The 18108-nt window shown below is 41.5% G+C and carries 13 protein-coding genes; 4 read left to right on the plus strand and 9 right to left on the minus strand.

The annotated features are described in order from the left end of the window. Positions 1-731: 731 nt before the first annotated feature. The 4 genes from ACM0OX_RS06460 to folK form a co-directional block, all read right to left on the minus strand. Complete coding sequence (locus ACM0OX_RS06460; RefSeq protein WP_414514030.1) at positions 732-1283, minus strand: hypothetical protein; 552 nt, start codon at positions 1281-1283, stop codon at positions 732-734. 136 nt (positions 1284-1419) lie between these two features. Beyond that, positions 1420-2265, minus strand: coding sequence for an ADP-ribosylglycohydrolase family protein (locus tag ACM0OX_RS06465; protein WP_414514031.1), 846 nt, complete (start codon positions 2263-2265; stop codon positions 1420-1422). Positions 2266-2272: 7 nt separating this feature from the next. Beyond that, positions 2273-2821: an NUDIX hydrolase gene (locus ACM0OX_RS06470; RefSeq protein ID WP_414514033.1), complete on the minus strand. Its 549-nt coding sequence runs from the start codon at positions 2819-2821 to the stop codon at positions 2273-2275. Positions 2822-2889: 68 nt separating this feature from the next. After that, positions 2890-3405, minus strand: coding sequence for a 2-amino-4-hydroxy-6-hydroxymethyldihydropteridine diphosphokinase (gene folK, locus ACM0OX_RS06475; protein WP_414514034.1), 516 nt, complete (start codon positions 3403-3405; stop codon positions 2890-2892). Between the two features lie 254 nt (positions 3406-3659). Here folK and ACM0OX_RS06480 point away from each other — a divergent pair, with 254 nt between their 5' ends. Then, positions 3660-6038, plus strand: a complete 2379-nt coding sequence (locus ACM0OX_RS06480; RefSeq protein ID WP_414514036.1) for a transglycosylase domain-containing protein — start codon at positions 3660-3662, stop codon at positions 6036-6038. Positions 6039-6413: 375 nt separating this feature from the next. Here ACM0OX_RS06480 and ACM0OX_RS06485 read toward each other — a convergent pair whose 3' ends face one another. The 5 genes from ACM0OX_RS06485 to ACM0OX_RS06505 all read right to left on the minus strand — a co-directional run bounded on the left by ACM0OX_RS06485 (position 6414) and on the right by ACM0OX_RS06505 (position 14763). Further along, positions 6414-7790: an MATE family efflux transporter gene (locus ACM0OX_RS06485; protein WP_414514038.1), complete on the minus strand. Its 1377-nt coding sequence runs from the start codon at positions 7788-7790 to the stop codon at positions 6414-6416. A 479-nt stretch (positions 7791-8269) separates the two neighbouring features. Continuing rightward, positions 8270-10462, minus strand: a complete 2193-nt coding sequence (locus tag ACM0OX_RS06490) for a transglycosylase SLT domain-containing protein (protein WP_414514040.1) — start codon at positions 10460-10462, stop codon at positions 8270-8272. 654 nt (positions 10463-11116) lie between these two features. After that, entirely contained in the window at positions 11117-12175 is a 1059-nt protein-coding gene (locus tag ACM0OX_RS06495; RefSeq protein ID WP_414514042.1) for a 3-deoxy-7-phosphoheptulonate synthase, read from the minus strand. A gap of 198 nt (positions 12176-12373) precedes the next feature. Then, positions 12374-14032, minus strand: coding sequence for an alpha-amylase family glycosyl hydrolase (locus tag ACM0OX_RS06500; protein WP_414514044.1), 1659 nt, complete (start codon positions 14030-14032; stop codon positions 12374-12376). Between the two features lie 353 nt (positions 14033-14385). Continuing rightward, entirely contained in the window at positions 14386-14763 is a 378-nt protein-coding gene (locus ACM0OX_RS06505; RefSeq protein ID WP_414514046.1) for a DUF1823 family protein, read from the minus strand. 239 nt (positions 14764-15002) lie between these two features. On the opposite strand from ACM0OX_RS06505, the gene ACM0OX_RS06510 reads away from it, so the two are divergent. From ACM0OX_RS06510 to ACM0OX_RS06520, 3 genes are all read left to right on the plus strand, one after another. Beyond that, on the plus strand, positions 15003-15305 hold the full coding sequence (locus ACM0OX_RS06510; protein ID WP_292775585.1) for an acylphosphatase: 303 nt from the start codon (positions 15003-15005) through the stop codon (positions 15303-15305). A gap of 171 nt (positions 15306-15476) precedes the next feature. Continuing rightward, on the plus strand, positions 15477-16544 hold the full coding sequence (gene speB, locus ACM0OX_RS06515) for an agmatinase SpeB (protein WP_414514048.1): 1068 nt from the start codon (positions 15477-15479) through the stop codon (positions 16542-16544). A gap of 657 nt (positions 16545-17201) precedes the next feature. Further along, positions 17202-18068 (plus strand): hypothetical protein, encoded by an 867-nt coding sequence (locus ACM0OX_RS06520; RefSeq protein WP_414514050.1) that lies wholly within the window; start codon positions 17202-17204, stop codon positions 18066-18068. Positions 18069-18108: the final 40 nt, after the last annotated feature.

Raw genomic sequence — 18108 nt, forward strand, 5'->3', positions numbered from 1 at the left:
TAGTTATGGCCTTTCTAAATCAATCATGGAGCTTTTTTTGAAAGAACACAAGGTATAAATTGATATTTAAACTAGGCTATATAAGAAATATATGTTTATATGTATAAGAGTGTTTATCTCGATATATATCTGCAAATATAGAAGGACGGCTAAATACTAAACAAATAGCTATTTGACACTAAAACTAGCTGAGTCTTTGAGGATTACAGTAATTTTCAGCTTTTTTGACTACGTAGGGAATGAGTAAGAACCTTAGCAATACTTGTCGGTTAAGGGGAAAAGGGGAAGGGGAAAGAAAAAACCTTTAACCTTTACCCTTTAACCTTTTCCCCAAACCCAATTCCAATTTAAAAATGCTTAACCGAGCAGTATTGAGAACCTTAGAGGATATTTGAAAAGTTTTCTTCTCAGTAACAAAACGTTCTAGATCCCCCTAAATCCCCCTTAAAAAGGGGGACTTTGATTCCGGTTCCCCCCTTTTTAAGGGGAGCCAGCGCGGTCTTGGGGTCTCCCCAAGTGGAGCGACTGGCGTGGGCTAGGGGGGATCAGTTAGTGCCTAAAATCATAGCCAACCACTTTTCAAACAACCTCTTAAAAAGGTGGTTGTCAACTGCAACGATACAAACAAAACCACGATTTACGCGCAATTCACTAAAAAGCTTAATTTATCAAATCACTTTCTCTACTAAATGCTACGCTTCGCTTCTTTAAATATTTTACAAAACACCAAATTAACCTAAATAGGGATATTTGGTAATATTACATTTCAATAATTGCATCCAATATTTTGTAGCGTTTTTTTGAGTTATTTCTATATCGCGCAAATTATGACCTTTGCCGATATTTAACATATAATATGTTAGTTGTAGAGCTATAAATAAATAATTTAAACCCAAAGGTTTTAAATGTTGCAAAAAGAGGTGATATATAACTTGAAGTTTCTGTCTATGGCGAAAATGTATCCACCATTTTGTTTGATGTTCGGCTATATTTTTTTGTAGACCTAATATAGCCTCAATCTCTATAAATTTATCTTTGACTTGATTATAAAATTTTATTTCTTTTTCAATTTCTCCAGCCTTGTATGATAAATCAGCATCATCAGATAACTGATAGGCTTCACTAATTAAACGGCCAACATTTTCTGCTTTTTGTTGGTCATATCCAAGTTTAATATATATTTCAGTTGCTGCTTCTGCCAATTCAGCAAATTTTTCAGCATCATGTAGCCAATATATTTTTGTTTGTAGTTCTCCTAAAGTAGAAGCTAGAGTATGATTCATCAATTTGGCTTGAAATATGCTTTCGATTATCTAACTTAAAATTAAACACTAAAATCTAGCCTTTTGAGCATCTGAACTCAACTCGCTCCAAAATTAGAAAATTAAGATTACCTAGTGCTACTCTGATGTATTAGATTTAGCCGATCTTTTTACCCACCAAACTCATTAACTGCTTATCTAGTTCGATGAGGTAATCTCTACCGTAAACTCCATTCTCTAAGCCAGTAACAAGATGATTGGGAATGTCTTGAGTAATTTCTTCGCTACAAGAACCAGCAGCCAGTGCGATCGCCGCTACTGTATCTACATCCCCAGTAAAAGCGATACAATCTTGTAAAAGTTCGCTCATGCTGTCATTTCGTATCACCGCAGTAATCGCTGCTCTGACACTCATCCAGCCTTTAGACTTGACTTTACCTTCCCACGGTTTATTCCACTCTCCAGATACATAACCTTCGAGAAACCGTCCTAATTTGCGTTTTGCTCCCAATCGATAGATAAAATAATGCGACATTAAGGCAGCCGCAACGGCAGCATTGATCCCATCAGGTGTATTGTGGGTAATTGCCGCTTGAATTGTTGCCGCCTCAATGACTTTTTCTGGTGTGGGATAGATGCCAATGGGTGCTGCACGCATCGCCGCCCCACTTTTGTCACTATCAGGGTTAATTTTGGTTAAAAACTCTTCCCCATCCTGAATTTCTAGCAGAAAATGGTAGAAGTTTCGAGAATAACCTTCCCTCTCATCGCGTTTAAAAGCTCTAACAAAACTATCGGCTAAAACTTCTGGCGTCCACGGTGCTTGAGCGACAATCACTTCCGCAATGGCAATACTCATCTGGGTGTCGTCGGTGTAGCTGCCAGGATTGAGTCGAAACCGCGGATGTTCAACGTATCGACTCAAATCGTTGTTAGCGATCGTTTCGTCTGCATATTCAAAGCCTGCACCGTAGGCATCTGCAATCGCTAACTCTAGCAGCATAAGGGTGTTAAATTAAAAACGGACGCGCCAGAAAAAAGCTAGAAATTGATTTAGCATCTACCGGCTCTCCCTCCAGAATAGCTTTTTCTAATTCTTCAGGAGTCATAAATACAGTTTCGATATCCTCGTCTCCATCTTGTGGTGGTGGTGTCTCCAGCTTTTCTAAATCTCGCGCTAGAAAAGCATAGATAATTTCATCAGAATAGCCAGGAGCTAGGAAAAATTCGCCTAATTTGTCCCATTTTTGGGCACTATAGCCAGTTTCTTCGGCAATTTCACGCTGTATTGTTTCTAAAGGCTCTTCAGTTCCTTCCAATGTCCCCGCCGGAAATTCTAATATCCGTCCCTGAATCGCAAAACGGTACTGGCGCACCAGTATAAGTTTACCTTCCGCTGTCACTGGCACAGCTAACGCACCGCCAGGGTGACGAATACATTCCCATTCTCCTTCCGATTTATTCGGCAAACGCAAGCGATTAACTTCAAAATCAAACTTGCGTCCTTTATGAAACAGGCGTTGTCTCAGCAGTTGTGGTAATTCTCTACCTAATGGCATAGTAAAATCTGATTATCTGTGAATACAGAGGCAAAATCAGTGTTCTTCTGCTTTTAAGGATGGTAATTTTAATTGTCCATCCATAAATGTACATCAGAACAGTCTACCTCTTTCAGCAGCTCTTTAATAACACACCCGGAAACTGGTTCTATCCAATCTGGGGCAATTTCTGCCAGCGGAACTAACACAAAGGCCCGATCCCGCATTCGTGGATGAGGAATCTGGAGATTTGGTGTGTCCAAAGTAATGTCATCATATAATAACAAATCCAAATCTAGGGTTCGTGGCCCCCAGCGCTCCTGACGCACGCGCCCAAATTGTTGTTCAATTCCTAACAAAATTTCTAATAACTGCTGAGGGAGTATTTTTACCTGCAATGTGACGCAGCCGTTAAGGTAATCTGGCTGTGGTGGCCCGACAGCTTTGGTTTGATACCAATGGGATCTGGCTTCTAAAACAATACCTGGCGTTTGGGCTAAAGTCTCTATAGCTGCTTCTAAAATTGTCTGGGAATCGCCGATATTACTACCAAGAGCAACGGCGCTTCGTCTTCGCTCTGCTTCGTCGTAGCCCGATGTAGACATTATACTTTCCTGAAATAAGCCAGTTTTCGGGCTGTCTTTGCGGATGCTTGTCAATAGCTTTTATATTCGCAGTAGTTATCAAAATTACCGTATTTTTTACAAAATTAAATTAACCAAATTTAAAAAACATTATTTTATAGTGAATTCAGTTAATTATTTATAGGATATTATACTAACACAATGGTAGTGGTATAACCCCAAAGTTGATTGATGGTGGTTATATAATTGCTTACTACTTTGAGCGAGGAACTGACGTGGGGAAGCTTACCTCCTGGTTCAAGCGAAGACCAACTAATTTGAGTGACTCTGGACAAGGAGGAACGAATGAGAGCTTACCACCAGCACATCTGGCGCAGACGAGGCAGTTACTGAGCAAAATGAAAATTTTACCATCTAGGATGAGGGTCAATCGGGCAACTGGCGCTAGACCACTCTATCGCCGCTTCTGGTTTTGGGCAGGTTTGAGTATTGGCGGTGGGATAGTTGCCTCGATCTACGGCATCAGTTTAATAGATCGGACTTTGCCAGATCAGTCCGAGCTGAATGCTGTGCTCAGAGAGCAAACACTGACCATTAAAGCTGCTGATGGCAGCATATTACAACAACAAGGTGAAGCGACTAGAGAACAGCTACCGCTAGAACAAATACCAGATAATTTAAAAAAAGCTTTCATCGCCTCAGAAGATAGAAGATTTAGGCAACACAACGGAGTCGATCCGCAAGGGATTGTCAGAGCGGGTTTGAATAATTTGCGATCGCAAGGTGTGGTAGAAGGTGGTAGCACCATCACCCAACAGCTAACGCGGATTCTGTTTTTGAAACAAGAGCAGACAATCTGGCGCAAACTCAAGGAAGTCCGCCTTGCCCAAAAAATGGAGCAAGAATTAACCAAAGATCAGATTTTAGAGCGTTACCTAAATCTGGTTTATTTGGGATCTGGAGCTTATGGTGTGGCAGATGCCGCCTGGGTATACTTTAGTAAGACGCCAGATCAACTTTCCCTTGCGGAAATGGCAACGATTGCGGGATTAGCTCCTGCTCCTAGCTTGTACGCCCCAGACAAAAATCCCGAAGCGGCAAAACGGCGGCGAGACTTAGTATTGCTACGGATGCAAGAAGATAAAGTAATTACACCAGAGCAAAGGCAAGCAGCCATTCAGGAGCCATTAACCCTCAAAAGCAGTTTACCTAAACGAGTCCAAGTAGAATCACCCTACTTTACCAGTTACATCCAAAAAGAATTGCCCAAGTATGTTTCTGCTAATGTGCTAAAAAGTGGAGGTCTAGTAGTAGAAACCACCCTTAACCCAAGTTGGCAGAAGGTGGCAGAAGAGGCAGTTGCAAAAACATTGCGAAATCAAGGACGCTGGGAAAACTTTAAGCAAGCGGCAATGGTGGCCATAGACCCCCGCAACGGTGAAATTAAGGCAATGGTTGGGGGAAAAGACTTTGGTAAAAACCAGTTTAATCGAGTTACCCAAGCACAACGGCAGCCAGGATCGACATTTAAAGGGTTTGTATATGCCACTGCGATCGCTACTGGCAAAAGCCCTTACGATAGCTACGAGGATGCGCCCTTTGTCGTAGACGGCTATGAACCGAAAAACTATAGTGAAAACTTTCGGGGTTCAATGAACATCCGAGATGCCCTCACCCGCTCTGTTAATATTGTTGCGGTCAAGGTGTTGATTGATGTGGGATTTACACCAACCATTAAACTTGCCCATGATATGGGGATAAAATCTGAACTTAAACCCACCTACTCCTTGGCTCTTGGTTCAAATGAAGTCAATCTGCTAGAGTTAACCAGCGCTTATGGTAGTTTTGCAACTCAGGGATTGCACGCAGAACCTCATGGTATTACCCGCATCCTCAACCGCCAAGGCAAAGTCATCTGGTCAGCTAATTTCAAGTCAAAACGCGCCCTTGATGCTGACAGTGCCGCCATCATGACTTGGATGCTACGCAACGTCGTCGAAGCGGGAACTGGCGGTGCTGCTCAATTAGATAATAGACCAGTTGCAGGCAAAACCGGCACCTCCGACGAAGCCCGCGATTTATGGTTTATTGGCTACATTCCTCAGATGGTGACAGGGGTATGGCTAGGTAACGATAACAACCGCCCCACTTATGGCAGTAGTAGTAGTGCCGCTTACACTTGGCACGAATTTATGGAAAAAGCGGTAGAGGGGATGCCTGTAGAAAAGTTTCCCAAACGACCCAAGTTAGACGGTCGCAAAGGCACTATCAAAGCCCAGTCCATCAAGCCGAAACAAATCCTGAATCGTTCTATTGCCTCTAAAGATGATGACTCAGAAGGGGAAAGTGCGAGAAATTCTGATGACAGTGGTTCATCTAGGAGACGTAGAAGCAGAAGAAGATATTCTCAAGAAGAACAGCAATCGAGCGATTATACTCCAAGACGGAGAAGACGCGATCGCAGCGAATCAAGTTCTAGTAACTCCTCCTCAGAATCATCTACTCCACGGCGACGCTCTAGAAGAGTAGAATCTGATTCACCCCCGCCTCGAAGAAGTCGGCGAGAGTCATCTCCTGCAAATAGTTCTGGTTCTTCAGGTTCTTCATCGTCACAACCATCTTGGCGGGATAGACTTAGACCTTCTAACCAGTAATGAGAAGTGGGCATTGTTGACACTATGCACGACTAGTGATTGAGTTACCTAGCCCACTGACTTCTATGCTTTATTCCCGATCGCTGTGTAACAATCTATACCTTTAATGGTAGGGCAGGGGACAGGTGAGACAAGGAAAGATGAGTGAGAACTTGCAATAAGTCTTTCCCCCTGCCCGAATGGCACTAAGAAAAGCCCAAAGACTATTATATCCTCGTTCCCAGCCTCCAGGCTGGGAATGAGTTCCAAGAGGCTCTGCCTCTTGTCAAGAAAGAGGAAGCGGAGCCTCCGAGAATGGTTTCCCAGCCTGGAGGTTGGGAACCAGTTGTGTATCTTAACTTAGTGCCATTCCCCCTTGCCCCTCTATCTTTTTAGTCAACCAGACTCAATTTCAGAAGTCAAAAGATAAAAACGCCCAGTTAAAAGCATTGCACCCATAAGTAGCCCTAGTACTAAACCCAACCATAAACCTATAGCACCCCAGCCGAAAGTGAATGCCATCAGATAGCCTCCACCTAGACCTACTCCCCAGTAAGCGAACATAGTAATTAACACTGGCACTTTGGTGTCTTTCAACCCAATTAAAGCACCAGCAGCAATAGTCTGAATAGAATAAAATATTTGGACTATTGCCCCCGCAGCGAGGAAAGAAGTTGCCGTTTTTACTATCTCGATATTATCTAAATTACTGGTGTCCAAATACATTGCCACAATATAGTTAGGAAACAGCCAAAAAATTAGTGCCACAATACTCACAAAAGGAGTGACAAGGGCAATGCAGACTAATCCCGCTCTGCTTGCACCCTTGAGATCATTTTGTCCCCTCAACTGTCCTACTCTCATCGTGACAGCATAGGAAATACCTATAGACACTGTTTCGACAAAACTTTCTGTCTCGACGGTAATTTCATGGGCTGCTAACGTCTCTGTTCCAAACCACCCCATCATTAAAGCTGTGGCAGTGAATACTCCAATTTCTGCTCCATACTGCAATCCCAAAAACCACCCAGTTTGAAAGATATCTATAAACATATCTTTATCGAACTGATGCAAAGCACAATCAAGCTGATAGTCTTTAAAATAGTTATCAAAGCAAATCCAACTGGCGGCAGCGATAAAATTAAGCCAAAAAATGAGTGTGCTTGCCCAACCGATACCGGCTAAACCAAGGGCTGGTAAACCAAATTTACCGAACATTAGCACGTAATTAGCAACCGCGTTTAATAATAGTCCAACTACCGTAATTACTGTTAAGAATTGGGGGCGATTGAGGGCAGAGCTAACTTCTTTTAAGATACAAAAACCGAGTGCGGCCGGAAAACCCCAAACAATAGACCGCAAATATGTTTGAGCTAATAATACATTGCTTTCTTCTTGACCAGTTAGCAGCAGGATATAGTCAAAGTGCCAAATGATAAACATTATAGGTAAGCACATCGTCACAGCTAACCAAATTCCTTGACCGGTAGCACGGCTCACTTGGTCTATTTTTCCTGCACCAAAAGCATTGGCGACACTCACACCCGCAGCTGAAAGAATAGAACGACAAACGGAAGCTAGGGTAGAAAACGTAACAGCACCTAAAGCACCCGCAGCTAAAGCTTGGCTGTTAAGTAAGCCCATCATCACCCCATCCAATAAAGGAATGCCCGCTTCTAATATTTGAGTAATTACCAAAGGAACTGCTAATTGCAGGCAGGCTTGGACTTCTAATATCAGTTCTGACTTAAATTCTTTTGAGGTTAACTCCATTGGGGCGCTAAAAAAGCAATACCGAATACATTAAGATATATTAACGCCTATACGTGAAATAAACTCAACCTATTAGCGATCGCCTCTCCAAAAATTGTGTTTTATCACACTTTTGCCAGCACATAACAAGCTATTTACAAGCTAAACTGTCAAGAATGGCGCATGGTCAATCCGGGTAAAAGTAATTTTTGGCGTTGCATATTTGCGGGATGATTTTGCTAGTTTTGTGGGATGGGCATCTTGCCCGTCCCTTGTATTTCGGGGCGGGCGAGACGCCCACCCTACAAGAATCATCCCTTGATTCAGCAACGCCTAATTTTTTAATCAGACCTTAGCAGACTTTGCTGTTACAACCTACGATTATGCTTAAATCTTAAATATTCTTTTAGTAATTAGCTAAACAGATATCACTATGAGTTGTGAACTTTGAATCAAAAAATTGCTTGAACTCAACACTCACAACTCATAACTTTCTCAAATTATCGCGCTGGTAGTTGTGGGTGTGTGGTCGAGTACTTTGTCACTATGCCAGAAATCTCAGGATTGTAAAGCCTTAGATAATTCCAGTAGTTGCCAAATACTTGCCGCACATAGTTTTTAGTTTCATCAAAGGGAATTTGTTCAACAAACTCATCTGGATCTTTTGTGGTTAAAGTTTGCAACCATTTGGAGACATTGCCGGGGCCAGCATTGTAACTAGCGATCGCCAGCAAAGAGTTATTGTTATATTGATCGTGGGTATGACCCAAATACCATGTACCCAGCATGATGTTATCGTTGGGATTTTCTAAGTTTATTGTTTTGAAATCCACCTTGATTTGGGGCGCGATCCATTTAGCTGTACTTGGCAACAGTTGCATTAAACCAGTAGCTTCAGCGACAGATTTGATTTTTGGTTCAAACCGTGACTCTTGACGCATCAGAGCAGTTACTAGCAGAGGATTAAGTTTACGGTCAATAGACCACTTTTCAATCTCTCGCTGATAGGGAAATGGATAACGCGCTTGCCAGTAGGTGATTTGTTTACTCAGAGTCTGATATTGGGCAAGTTCGCCTGGTATTTCTCGATCTTCTAATTTAGAAATTTCATCAATTCCGATGAGATTTTCTCCCTTAGCCTGCCGCATCAACCCTTCAGTAAATTGCTCTGCTACTGTTGGCTGAATTTTGTTCTGAAATTCTGTTTGCCATTGTAACCAGGCATCGCGGTCTTGACCTAGCAGATACAATTCTTTGAAAGTTTCAGAACCAGCAGGCGGTAATGGACGCTGGGGTGCGATTACTTCCGGGTTCATGACGCGCACGTTATCGAAGTTGCCGACATTTAGCCCCAACATTGTTGCAGCTCGCCATGCATAGTAAGAGTAGGGAAACTGGCTAACCACATATTCATAAGCAGTTTTAGATTCTTGCTGTTTCCCCAGTGCAGCCGCCCATTTACCTACCCAAAAGCCTGCTCTTGGAGCCAAAATGCTATTGGGGTTATTAGTGACGATTGGTTCTGCCCATTGCCAAGCACCGACGTAATCTTTGGCTTCGGCTTTATCTTGGGCGATTTTCCAACGATACTCTGCTGCTTCGTCAGAGCTACCGTATTTACTTATGAGTAATTGCCACGCCGCGCTAGCTGACTTTTGATCCTTGAGAGTTTGGATTTTGGCTTTTTGTACCAGTGCAGTACCAGCTTGTTTGGGGAATTTACTAATTACCTGGTCAAGATACGGTAAGCCGTCTTTAGGTGTTTTTGCAGTTTCTGCTAACCGCAGTAGTGCCATCCCAGCTTCCTCACTATTGGGAAATTGCTGCACTAATTGTTTATAGGTGGCGATCGCTTTTTCTTTATCTTTGCCTCCCACCTGTAACCCCCGTGCAGTACGGTAGAGGTTGCGCGATGTTTTGGGTGCTTTGGCGTAAGCATTGGCCGCTTTCGGAAATTGACTATTTTCCCAATAGCTAGTACCAATGAGTTCCCAGTCTTCAGGTTTGAGGGTAGTCTGTTTTGCTAGCTGATCCAAAACGCCCACTATACCTGGTTGATCGTAGGCATACTTAGCCAAAATCAATTGTAATTGTGGCTGATTGGGATTTTCTTGCAAGCGTTTGCGGATAATTTCCCAAGTTAGAGGATTGGAAGGAAATTGAGCGATAGCAGTTTCTTGTTGCTTTGGTTGAGCAATCAAATATAGCGCTTTCACGCTGGCCGCTTCTTTGGGATACTGTTTCAGCACCCTTTGCCTGAGATCCGAGGCTTTGCCGTCCTCGCCCAGCATATCCTCTGCCTGGGCTTGTTTGAGCAAAATGTAGGGTGCGAGGATGGGATAGTCTTTCTCTAATCCTTGGAGTAGAACTAGAGCTTTTTGCCCTTGGGTTCTTTCAATATAATCACTCGCCAAAAGATAACGAGCGCGATTCCGATCTGGCGATCGCGATTCTTGAGCGATCGCTGCTAGTTTTGCCGCTCGTTCTGGCAGCGATTGCGATATCAACGGAAAAACCGCTGATTGAGCAACACTACCGTCCGATTTTTGCTCTGCTTGATTCTGACTCAGTTTGAGCCACTTCCCCAGAGACTTGCCAATCTCAGGTGCTGATACCATTGCCCCAGTTAAAAAGGCAAACAGTGCTGCACCCGCAATTATCGAAATTTGCTTTTTCTGTAGTTTCTTCAGCATGAATACCCGCTGAAAAGTTTCGGTGAATTTCTTGAAACTCTAACACTCCTAACCATCAGTGTTACCAATTTTTAATTTTAGATTTTTAATTTTATGTAGAAAAATACTAATTTTCAATCCTTCAGTTGGTAGTATTGAGTAATTAGCACATCTTAGATACTATTACATCTATCTTAGGTATATCTTAATGGTTAAATATGGCAGGAGGTAGCTCTTCTGTTGGGGATTCGACTCCTACTGATTTGGGGCCACTGAACTCTCGTACCCTGCGGCAAGCTTACACAACAGCGAAGCTCTTAAACCTTTTCTCGATAAATAAAATTCGTCGTCACCACTTGAGCGTTTTTTCCAGATCATTAGTTTTGTAGTGGCGTGACAAGACTAAAATGTTGCAATAAATTTTCTTGTGGAGCGGGCATCTTGCCCGCCAGTTAGGACGGGCAAGATGCCCATCCCACAAGAGTTTGCTGATGCACAAATTTAGTCTTGACACGCCACTACAAAATTAAAGCTAATGTGGAGCAGATTTTTCAATTTGTGTGTAAACCGTAGCCTAAACAGGGAGAGGAATGGAAGCGGGGTTTTTAGTATACTTTCAGACTTGACAAACATTCTCTAAATCCCCCCATTGATTTAATTCTGAATTCTGACTTCTCATTTAAGTTTTTCGTGAGCAGCCAAAATAATTTTTTCAGTTTCTTCCCAGCGAATACATTTGTCGGTTACAGAAACACCATATTTTAATTCTTCTTGTTTACCAGTAATTGCTTGACTACCTTCATACAAATGCGATTCCAGCATCATGCCAACAATTGATGTATTCCCATCCACTATTTGCTGAATAATATTTTCTAAGACAGCACCTTGTAATTTGTAATCTTTATTGGTATTGCCGTGGCTACAGTCGATTACAATTCTGGGTGGTAAATTTGCCTGTTTTAATTTCTCTTCTACCAGTTTGACATTTGCTGGATCGAAGTTGGGTTGACTACCACCCCTTAAAATTACGTGACCGTAGCCATTACCTTTAGTTTGAAAGACGCTGACCTGTCCGTTTTGATTAATTCCCAGAAAATTATGCGGATTTCCAGCAGATTGTAGGGCATTCAAAGCTACTTGAATATTGCCATCAGTACCATTTTTAAAACCCACAGGCATCGAAAGCCCACTTGCCATTTCACGGTGAGTTTGTGATTCGGTTGTGCGTGCGCCGATGGCAGACCATGTAATCAGTTCACTGATGTATTGAGGGATGATTGGGTCTAGTGCTTCTGTGCCAGCAGGTAATCCCAACTCTGTAATTTTTAATAGTAGTTCCCGTGCAATTAATAAACCTTTCTCTACATGGAAAGAATCATCCATGTCTGGATCGTTAATTAACCCTTTCCAGCCTACAGTTGTTCTTGGTTTTTCAAAATACACTCGCATAATTAGTAGCAAGTTATCCTTGACTCGCTCGGACAATATTTTCAATCTCTCAGAATATTCGAGCGCTGCTTTTGGGTCGTGGATTGAGCATGGGCCAACTACTATAAATTTCCTGCGATCCTTAAAATCGAGGATATCTTCAATTTCCTGTCTATATGCTAAAACTCTTTGTTCAGCTAATTGTGTTAAAGGTAATTTTGACTTGATTTCATTGGGAGTTAATAAAATGCGATCGTTCTCAATGTTAGCGTTGTCGATATTACTATTAAATAATTTGTTGTGCATGGGGATGCTTTGGCAATTCTATAGACGCACTTCAACTCAAAAGTGTAACACAAACCTATGAAATTTTAAAATAGCTTATTTTCTGCTTGACAAATTTCTAATTAGACTGTAGACGAGTAAAATCATAACTAAAAAAGGAGAAATATTTTCCCCTTTTTCTTTTTTATTGGACTACCGACTTAGTAGTAGTGTATATCATTACTCCCATACAAACACTTTAGCTTCGTATGGCCCCAAGTCAATTATAATGCCATCATCACCAGCTTGGACATCATAATTGCCTGTCCACTCATGCCATGTACCAGCACTAGGAAAGTTAGGAATATGATAGCCTGCTAGGAAGTTTTCTGAGAAATTTGCAATTACGACTACACGAGAACCTTCATCATTCCAACGAGTATAAGCTAATACTTTTGCTTCAGGATTTTCGTGGATAAAATCAATATTTTCTGTGTAGAGAGCATGATTGCTTTTACGCAGGTTGGTTAAACCTTTGTATGATTCAAATAAACCACGATTTAGATCGTTACCTAACAGCGTCCAATCGATTTTGGATGATTCAGGTTGTTTAGGTTTATACTCGCCAAATTCTTCTCCCATCCAAATCAAAGGCACACCAATAGCAGTCATTAGGATGGCTACTCCTAATTTGACCCGCCGAAATGCTTCTTCGTCAAAAATCTCACGGTTCCCCAGTTCAACCATGACATGATTATGGTCGTGGTTGGTGAGATAATTTACTACATTGGTAGCACCCAAAAAGCCTTGGCGCTTGCAGTCAATAACATCTTTGAGACGCTCCAAATCAAATGTATCACCGCAAATATGTTCGAGAATGCAGTGATAAAAACTATCATGCCAGCAACCATCCATTGGCCCATCTACATTGGTAATGCTGGTAGTTTCAGGTATGTATTCGGCAACATTATAAAAAGGCTTCATGCTAGCAGTTTTTTTGGCTTCCTGAACAATCCAGTGCATGAAGTCGTAGTTAGCAATTTGCCGCGCCGCATCATAGCGAATACCATCAAGATGATATTCTGATATCCAAAAACGGATTGTCTCACCAATAAATTTCCAGGCTGGCTTAATATCTAATTTTTCGTCATAATGTTCGTAATTAAACTCAGGCCCCCAATTATTATCAGGATCGCGAGGTTCGTGATGATACCAATAATCGTGGTCAATTTGTGTTAATGGAGCAGATGCTTCTGAGTGGTTATAAATACCGTCAAGAATTACACGAATACCTTTAGCGTGACACTCATCAATCAAATTTTTTAACTCAGCAGTAGAACCATAACTTGATTCTGTCGCAAAGAAGTGACGGGGATTGTAACCCCAACTATAATCACCAGGATATTCTTTAAGTGGCATCAACTCAATAGCGTTGATTCCTAGTTCGCATAAATAGTCTAACTTTTCAATAACGTGTTTGTACTTACCTCGTGCATAAGGATCGTCCTCGCCACCAGAAAAGTCACCAACGTGCAATTCATAAATTACTAATTCGTGGTCAGCAGGCAAAGGTTTATCATCATGTTGCCAAACATAAGTATCGGTAATCCTTTTCCCATCTTTGACTCGGATAACACCATCGTCTTTTCCACTTTGTTCGTCTATATCAGTTGCCTGAGGATCTGTAACATCAACCCATTGCTCTGGTTCAAAAAACCATGAATTTGATTGAACGCGAAATTTATATTTATAAACGCCGTCTTCTAATTCAACACTTGTGCGGAAATAACCATCATCACCTTTTTCCATTGGAATTTCTTGCCAATCAGAAAAAGAACCAATTAATGCGGCTCCTTTGTTGTAAGGTGCAAATAAACTAAATTCAATTGGCTTTGCCATAGAAGTATTTGTAATATCAAGGGTTGATAGAAATATTCTCTGATGCTGAATTGAATTTGCAAATAGCTCTAGAGAAATAATTAGATCGTGAGTGCTTCTATCTTCAGGAATAATTTATCTCTTAATTTATAAAACTTAACTGAATATTTTTGATTTTTGGCTGTTTATAGTATGTATTCGTTGACTGAAATACGGATTTACTATCTTGGAAAGATTGTCTATAAAACTAATGTTTTTAACCTATCTCATACAAAGACATAAAAATATTAAATAAAACAATATTTTTAATAATGTTTAAAGATAGTATATATTTGGTAAAAATAGGATGTTTTTATCAAATATATACTACAGAATTAATCTTTTTTGCTATTAGCTTGTTGTAGATAACTTAACAACCAATTCGCCGCTGTTGCCCTGCGAGTTTGCCGAGGCCCAAATTCCCCAATTTTGTAACCTTTGAAACCCAGCTTTTCTTTTAGCATTTGTTTATTTTCAGCAGGAATGGAACGAGTCAGCTTGACAGTTGCAGGGCGAGATTCAATGAAATCTGGTGGTTGTGGGTACTCATTATGCCATTCTGGTGCAACTTGGCTAACGTCCCATTGTGCAATTGAGGAGTCATAGCGATAGCCTAAATAATGCCATAGCAATTGGTTGACTGTGGCATCATCAAGTTTCTCGTCAAGAATCGCCCAAATTGTTTCTGTATTAAGTGGTGGCAGGTTAGACATAAACAATTCAAAATTCCAAGTGGAATAACTAACTACTGATTAAATTACAGCAGTTTTCAGGTATTTAGACTAGGACTTCAATGAAGAGTAGGGTAGTTCAATTACTTGAAAAATTCGGGAAATATACAAAAACTAGTAGGTATTAAGAAAGACTGGGATTAATTTGGCGAGTTGGAGTTAAAAACAGATTGTGTATACACAAACTAGGTAGACTGGAATCGTAAAGATTAGACCAGTCTATGCAGAATTCTACAGCACTGCCAAAGATTATCCGCGCCCATGTATTCATTTCTGGGCGAGTCCAAGGAGTAGGTTATCGCTATTCCACTGTCGATACAGCTAGGCAATTGGGATTAACCGGTTGGGTGCGGAATCTCCCCGATAATCGAGTAGAGGCAGTTTTTGAAGGGGCACGAGAGGTTGTAGATGATATGGTTCGCTGGTGCCACTCTGGGCCACCTGCTGCTGTGGTTAAAGATGTTGTGGTTGAATATGAGGAACCGGAAGGGTTACGGGGATTTGAAGTTAAGCGGGTTGAGTAGGGAGTTAACAAGGGTACAAAAAAGAAAAACTCTGCTGAAGTGACCTGTATACTGATGGGTTTTTCCTGCTCATCCCTTGAAGCAGTTTACCGCCTGTGAAAAATTTTGATTACAATGCAGATGTCAACTAGGCGGCGTGCTGTCTATCCACGTAAATCCAGAAGATACTCAATGAGTAATCAATTAAAAGACTACAATCCCAGCGGCGTAGGTGAAATAAATGGCAACCTCTTAGGTTTGCCCTGCGATTATCAGTCTGCAAACTTGATTGTCTTTGGTGTACCGTGGGAAGTGACTGTTTCCTATGGTGCTGGCACTGCTAATGGCCCACAGCGAATTCTAGATGCTTCGACTCAATTAGATTTGTTCGATTTCGATAACCCTGATGGCTGGAAGCAGGGAATTTTTATGGAAGAAATTCCCCAGGATATTTTAGAGAAGAACACATACTACCGTGCCTTGGCAGCAAAAATTATTGAACGATTAGCCGAAGGTAAACAACTTTCCGATACACCAGACTTAACATCTGTGCTGACAGAAATTAATCAGGCTGGTCAGCAGGTCAATCAATGGCTGTTTGAAAATTGTCAGGCAGCATTTAATAATGGTAAACGAGTTGCAGTCATTGGTGGAGATCACAGTTCGCCTTTAGGTTATTTTCAAGCATTAGCAGCTAAATACTCAAACTATGGCATTTTGCACATTGATGCCCACGCAGATTTACGCGATGCTTATGAGGGATTTGAGTTTTCCCATGCGTCAATTATGTTTAATGCGATGAAAATCCCGCAAATTTCTAAGTTAGTGCAGGTAGGTTTGCGTGATATTAGTCATGATGAAGTGCAAATGATTGACCAATCTGATAGTCGCATTATTGCTTATTACGATCCGGCTATTAAGCAAAAGCTTTACTCTGGAAAAACTTGGATTGATTTATGCCAAGAAATGATCGGTCATTTACCTGAGTATGTTTATATTAGCTTTGATGTAGATGGTTTAGACCCAAAACTCTGTCCGAGTACGGGTACTCCTGTTCCAGGTGGGTTGGAATTAGAGCAAACTTTTTGTCTTTTCCGAGAATTGGTCAATAGTGGAAGAAAAATTATTGGCTTTGATATCTGCGAAGTCGGTGATGCAGAGTGGGATGGTAATGTTGGAGCGCGAGTAGTTTACAAACTGGCAAATTTGATGGATTTATCAAACAGAATTCAGGAGTCAGGAGTCAGAATTCAGCATTAATTCTACGTGAATTCGACAGGCCTCAACCACCCAGCCTCCCTCTCCTGCGAGGAGCTACGGTGTACACACAAGTCGAAAAAAGCTTGATTTTCCATTCTTCTCTCGTTTATCTCGAACACAAGCTCTACATGGGAATGCTCCTCGTGGAGGCAAAGCCTCCAATCTGGCATTGAGTCAGAGACTCAATGAATGCATTCCCAGGCGGAGACTGGGAACGAGGAAAGTCTTATCAAGCTAGGTTTTTAGGACTTGTGTGTACACCGTAGTCTGTTAGGAGAGGGGCTGGGGGTGAGGTCAAAATCTTGTGCATCAAACTCACGTTAATTCTGTACGGCTGGCGGATGAATAAGAGGGTTTATAACCCCTGTTAAATCATTCACGTAACGTCATGAAAGAGAAGATTTAGTGGTTTTCAATCAGTGGCGGGTCTGTAGCAAGATCCCGCAGGGTATCCACCACTGATTGTTCTGACTCCTGAATTCTAAGTTCTTCTTCAAGCAGAATTGGTATAAGGAACAAACAATCAGTACATCAGCGTCTGTCTCTATATATCTCTCAGAATACAGATACTAAAATAATTCCAGCTGATAAAGTTCTGGAATTATATACTTTATTGTCTATTAATGGCTGAATAGTATTTCTTTGTTATATCTTACTATGAAAATCATGCTAAGAAACTACTTTAACACCAATCAAGGGCGAATTTTTACTGCTTTGATTTTGACTGGAATTTTGTCTGTTGCTAGCGGTTTAACACTTGTCAAAGGTGCTACGGGCGCTTCTGAAAACTTTTCTCTAGAAACAAGCAATGAAGTTCTCAAAGACAATATTAAACCAAACCGCTTGCCACGTCCAGTAGCTAATGCAGTACTGCGAGATTTAGCCCGCAGACAGGGAGTTTTTACTAGACAACTGCAAATTATTGACTACAATCAACAAACTTGGCGCAATGGTTGCTTGGAACTGCCTAAAGCTGATGAATTTTGTACCCAAGCGTTAGTTCCTGGTTGGCGGATTGTGGTATCTAATGGTAAAGAAAACTGGGTTTATCATACCAATCAAACAGGTTCCGCACTCAGGCTGAATCAAAAGGCTAACGAAACTACGCTGGGCCCTGTGCAAATTCCAGCTAGTGAGTTACCACCACCGCTAGATCGAGATATAGTATTTCGCCAAATCTCCAGTGGGGGTTTTGCTGGCAGAACCTATAAGACTGTTTTACTCAAAGATGGGCGACTGATTCGCGTACGGATTGGTGATGCCAATGATTCGGAACGTAGTGTTCGCCGTGTTTCTGTACAACAGGTACAAGAATTTGTGCGATCGCTAAAACGTTCTCAGTTTAGTCAATTTCGGAATTTGAGTTACCCAGCCCCCAGTGGTGCTGCTGATTATATCACCTACACCCTCACTAGCCAAGAAGGTACGGTTCAGTACAATGATATTTCTCAAAATAATCTGCCAAAGAATTTACAGACAGCAGTCAAAGCCTGGAATCAAATTGTAGCCAGCGCACAATCATAAACTTAATTGATGGAATAGAAGAATAAGAGAGTGGCGGGAA

Source organism: Nostoc sp. PCC 9305 (assembly GCF_963920915.1).
Lineage (GTDB): Bacteria > Cyanobacteriota > Cyanobacteriia > Cyanobacteriales > Nostocaceae > Nostoc.

What these genes read in the sequence shown, in the direction of transcription:
- ACM0OX_RS06460 (WP_414514030.1), bottom strand. Translation starts at nt 1,283, where the DNA reads ATGAATCATACTCTAGCTTCTACTTTAGGAGAACTACAAACAAAAATA.
- ACM0OX_RS06465 (WP_414514031.1), bottom strand. Translation starts at nt 2,265, where the DNA reads ATGCTGCTAGAGTTAGCGATTGCAGATGCCTACGGTGCAGGCTTTGAA.
- ACM0OX_RS06470 (WP_414514033.1), bottom strand. Translation starts at nt 2,821, where the DNA reads ATGCCATTAGGTAGAGAATTACCACAACTGCTGAGACAACGCCTGTTT.
- folK (WP_414514034.1), bottom strand. Translation starts at nt 3,405, where the DNA reads ATGTCTACATCGGGCTACGACGAAGCAGAGCGAAGACGAAGCGCCGTT.
- ACM0OX_RS06485 (WP_414514038.1), bottom strand. Translation starts at nt 7,790, where the DNA reads ATGGAGTTAACCTCAAAAGAATTTAAGTCAGAACTGATATTAGAAGTC.
- ACM0OX_RS06490 (WP_414514040.1), bottom strand. Translation starts at nt 10,462, where the DNA reads ATGCTGAAGAAACTACAGAAAAAGCAAATTTCGATAATTGCGGGTGCA.
- ACM0OX_RS06495 (WP_414514042.1), bottom strand. Translation starts at nt 12,175, where the DNA reads ATGCACAACAAATTATTTAATAGTAATATCGACAACGCTAACATTGAG.
- ACM0OX_RS06500 (WP_414514044.1), bottom strand. Translation starts at nt 14,032, where the DNA reads ATGGCAAAGCCAATTGAATTTAGTTTATTTGCACCTTACAACAAAGGA.
- ACM0OX_RS06505 (WP_414514046.1), bottom strand. Translation starts at nt 14,763, where the DNA reads ATGTCTAACCTGCCACCACTTAATACAGAAACAATTTGGGCGATTCTT.
- ACM0OX_RS06510 (WP_292775585.1), top strand. Translation starts at nt 15,003, where the DNA reads ATGCAGAATTCTACAGCACTGCCAAAGATTATCCGCGCCCATGTATTC.
- speB (WP_414514048.1), top strand. Translation starts at nt 15,477, where the DNA reads ATGAGTAATCAATTAAAAGACTACAATCCCAGCGGCGTAGGTGAAATA.
- ACM0OX_RS06520 (WP_414514050.1), top strand. Translation starts at nt 17,202, where the DNA reads ATGAAAATCATGCTAAGAAACTACTTTAACACCAATCAAGGGCGAATT.